This is a genomic window from Methanoculleus sp. SDB (assembly GCA_001412355.1).
In the GTDB taxonomy this organism is placed as follows: Archaea; Halobacteriota; Methanomicrobia; order Methanomicrobiales; family Methanomicrobiaceae; genus LKUD01.
In genome coordinates, this window is record LKUD01000050.1 from 1 (window position 1) to 2,904 (window position 2,904).

4 protein-coding genes and 1 pseudogene are annotated in these 2,904 nt (G+C 57.9%); 2 read left to right on the forward strand and 3 right to left on the reverse strand.

Translation table 11 applies throughout. The annotated features are described in order from the left end of the window. Together APR53_10660 and APR53_10665 are read right to left on the reverse strand one after the other, a co-directional pair. Positions 1-239, reverse strand: a pseudogene (locus APR53_10660). 253 nt (positions 240-492) lie between these two features. Next, positions 493-1,308 (reverse strand): mechanosensitive ion channel protein MscS, encoded by an 816-nt coding sequence (locus APR53_10665; GenBank protein ID KQC04430.1) that lies wholly within the window; start codon positions 1,306-1,308, stop codon positions 493-495. Between the two features lie 152 nt (positions 1,309-1,460). Here APR53_10665 and APR53_10670 point away from each other — a divergent pair, with 152 nt between their 5' ends. Together APR53_10670 and APR53_10675 are read left to right on the forward strand one after the other, a co-directional pair. Further along, positions 1,461-1,769 (forward strand): hypothetical protein, encoded by a 309-nt coding sequence (locus APR53_10670; GenBank protein KQC04427.1) that lies wholly within the window; start codon positions 1,461-1,463, stop codon positions 1,767-1,769. 46 nt (positions 1,770-1,815) lie between these two features. Then, on the forward strand, positions 1,816-2,013 hold the full coding sequence (locus APR53_10675) for a hypothetical protein (protein KQC04428.1): 198 nt from the start codon (positions 1,816-1,818) through the stop codon (positions 2,011-2,013). A gap of 62 nt (positions 2,014-2,075) precedes the next feature. Here the strand turns inward: APR53_10675 and APR53_10680 are convergent, their stop codons facing one another. Further along, on the reverse strand, positions 2,076-2,630 hold the full coding sequence (locus APR53_10680; GenBank protein ID KQC04429.1) for a hypothetical protein: 555 nt from the start codon (positions 2,628-2,630) through the stop codon (positions 2,076-2,078). Positions 2,631-2,904: the final 274 nt, after the last annotated feature.

Sequence of the window (2,904 nt, forward strand, 5' to 3'; positions counted from 1 at the left end):
GCGATGAGGTAGATGAACCACCGGACGATGAGATCGAAGAATGACACAACCGTCGTTCCTGAGTGTTCGATTGCCATTCCGACGGACGTTTTCCGGAGTGCGTCGTCGACCCCGATTCTATCCAGGGCTTTGGCGACATATTTGCCGAAGATGCGTCCGACAATCCAGCCGATAATCAGGATGATTATCGCCGCGATAATATTCGGGAGATACAGGATGATCGACGAAAACATCTGCATGATGGCATCGCCGATGCTGGTTATCGATTGGGTTACGGATGATACGGAATCTTGAACTGCCATAGAGCATCAAATTATTTTTATTGGTTGAATATTATAAAAAAGTAATTATGTATTGTTGCCCGTTCTCCGGGTCCCCGGCACCGTGCCGGGGCGGAGAGGAGGCAGCATGCCGGCGCCAATTGCCGCGTCCCGGATGAGCCTCAGGTATACCGGTGAAAACCCGGCCAGAGCCGGGGAGTAGGGGGGCAGATCACCGCTCCAGGTGCACGTCCAGCTGGGGGAAGGGGATCTCGATGCCTGCCGTTTTATATGCCGCGAGGATATCCCGGGTCAGGTCGCCTTTCACCGTCCAGAAGTCGCCGGTCCGTGTCCATGCCCGCAACGCAAGGTTCACCGAAGACCCGGCAAGTTCCGTGACCACGACGGCAGGTTCCGGGTCGGAGAGCACCTGAGGGTGGCCCCGCATCAGCTCCATCGCCACCCGCACGGCCTCGTGGACATTGCTGTCGTAGGCGATGCCCACGCCGATATCCGCCCGGCGGGTGTCCATGCGGGTGTAGTTGATCACCGGGCTGCCCCAGATGAGCGCATTGGGAATGGTGACGAATTTATTGTCCGGGGTGAGCAGTTCAGTAGCCATGATGCCCACTGCCTGGACGGTTCCCGCCATGCCGTTCACCTCCACGTACTCGCCTTTGTCGATCGGCCTGAGCGAGGCGATCCATACCCCCGCGGCAAAGTTGGTGAATGAGTTCTGGAGCCCGAAACCCAGCACGAGGCCGATGATCGCCGAGAGCCCGAGAACCATCGACCCGACATCGATCCCCAGCACGGCAAGGACGAGCAGGATGACGATGACATAGAGAAGCACGGCAAAAAACCGGACCAGAAATTCGGTCACCAGATCAGGGAGGCGCGAGGCGCTGGTAAGTGCCCGCTTTGCGATTGCGATGATGATCCGTGCGGCAATCAGGCCTGCAACGGCGACGATGACTGCAAGCACCACCGATTCCGGTGAAATCGTGAGCGATCCGGAAAGAAGATCCGGGAGTGATTCTGCTGCCATAAGGATAGTTCTCCGGAACGGTGCATAAAGGTTCGGGCAGGACAAAAACACCCCGGCACGGTCATTGACGGCGGCAATGTCGATGCCCCGCGTTTCCGTGCCATTGAGTACTATAAATAGACCGGCATGGAAAAGACTGCAGTATAGCACTCATGGGTATTCTCCTGTCATTTATCGTGGCGCTGATCGTCTCGACGATCATCATTTATGCGGTCACGCGGTTCTTCGGCGAGACGGAAGGCATCACCACGGCGTTGATCGCAGCTGTCGCCGGCACGGTCGTCTATGCGGTCATCTACGCCATACTGGACCACGGACTGATTGCCGCATTCGTCGCCGGCATCGCGTGGCTGCTCGTACTGCAGCACCTCTACGGTATCGGCTGGCTCAAGTCCCTGGCGATCGCCGTCGCCATCTGGCTGGTGACCTCGGTTGTCGGCTGGTTCCTCCCCGTGCTGTAGCGCCGGTGCACTATCCTTTTTCGTGTCACCGACAAGAGGCATCTCCATGACAGAACTGACAGAAGGCACGACGGCGCCCCCCTTCTGCCTTCCGGATGCGGACGAACAAGAGGTCTGCATGGCGTATTTTTCCTTCCTGCTCGTCCGGAGCACGGCGAGAGACGAGGGGCATGCGCTGGTCCGCCGGCTGTACCTGACGTGGGGCGGATTCATGGCGCTATTTATCGTCATTATGCTCCTGTGACGGCAGGACTGTCATCTTCCTCTGGAATTTCGGATATCCGGATCATCCGGATTGCATCCCCTTCACTGACCCCCTCCTTTCCCGGAAGCATTCCACCACGATCGCACCTCGGTCCTGTTCGGGTGGAAATAATACAGGGAACAGAGGGCCGGGGGGTATGTCCCGCTCCGGTACCCCTCCAGAAGGAAGAGCGCTTCGTTCCCGACCGTTGAAGTCTGGTTGAAAGGCCAGTACGAGCTTATCGGCGAGACGACCGGGGCCGCAGGCTCGTCGGAATCGATCTCCCGCATCAGGAGTTCGGCATCGAAGGGCGTGATCCAGCCTTCGGGCACATCGCGGACCATGACCGGCTGATGGGGATTATCGCGCAGGTCCGTGAGGAAATCCACCGGGGTATGGGTCCTGAAATAACAGGAATCCTCCCGGAAAAAATGATTTTCGGCGTTCCCTGTCAGGTAGTCGAAGGTACAGTTCTCCGGCGTCGGACTCGTGAGAGCAGCTGACGGAACCGCAGTCCCGGGGCCGGTATCGTTCGGAGCGGGAGACGTTCCGGTGCATCCTGCACTCAGGAGCAGTGCAGCCAGTACGATAAAAGCCGTGAGGAACCGGATTTTCATCACATAGGTGATTGTTTAAGGACGGACATAACTATTGGCACCAAAACAAATCACGTGACGGGGAAAAACGCCCCGAAGCACTTGCGAAAAATAAAGTGCGAAAAATCGCGCCTTCACTCTATCCCGCATTCTTTGTCCCGCTCATTTACCCGTTGTAATGATGCCGGTCAAAGGTCTGGCGGAGGAACTCCTGCTTCCGGTGTCTGCTCGCCTTTACCGGCGGCTGCAAATACCCGCTCTCCGGGGTCTGGAGGGCCGGGCAGAAGGGGCAGAG

Excerpts from the sequence above, each read along its gene's own strand:
- APR53_10670 (KQC04427.1), top strand. The coding sequence starts at position 1,461 with ATGGGTATTCTCCTGTCATTTATCGTGGCGCTGATCGTCTCGACGATC.
- APR53_10680 (KQC04429.1), bottom strand. The coding sequence starts at position 2,630 with ATGAAAATCCGGTTCCTCACGGCTTTTATCGTACTGGCTGCACTGCTC.
- APR53_10675 (KQC04428.1), top strand. The coding sequence starts at position 1,816 with ATGACAGAACTGACAGAAGGCACGACGGCGCCCCCCTTCTGCCTTCCG.
- APR53_10665 (KQC04430.1), bottom strand. The coding sequence starts at position 1,308 with ATGGCAGCAGAATCACTCCCGGATCTTCTTTCCGGATCGCTCACGATT.